Raw genomic sequence first — 242 nt, forward strand, 5'->3', positions numbered from 1 at the left:
AGCCGGCGCAGAGATCATGTCTCTTCGCAAGACTCTCCTTTCCCATACCCATATTCTGGCCACCGTGGGTGAGCCCTTAGTGGAAGAAATTAACGATCTACCTCCAGAATCTCTTTTAATCGGTCAAATTGATAAAAACTCAGGAAGTAGTTTAATTAAATGGTGCCTTAAACATCGAGTCAGTGTTTTTTCAATGAACTTAATCCCACGCATTTCTCGTGCTCAAAGCATGGATGCGTTAT

Annotated in this window: 1 protein-coding gene; it reads left to right on the forward strand. The window is 42.6% G+C overall.

The window, feature by feature from the left end:
* Positions 1-242, forward strand: a 242-nt coding sequence (locus IEX97_RS13115; RefSeq protein WP_229776931.1) for a Rossmann-fold NAD(P)-binding domain-containing protein, incomplete at both ends; no start/stop codon positions are given.

Source organism: Paenalicyclobacillus cellulosilyticus (assembly GCF_014647315.1).
GTDB classification, from domain to species: Bacteria; Bacillota; Bacilli; order Alicyclobacillales; family Alicyclobacillaceae; genus Alicyclobacillus_J; species Alicyclobacillus_J cellulosilyticus.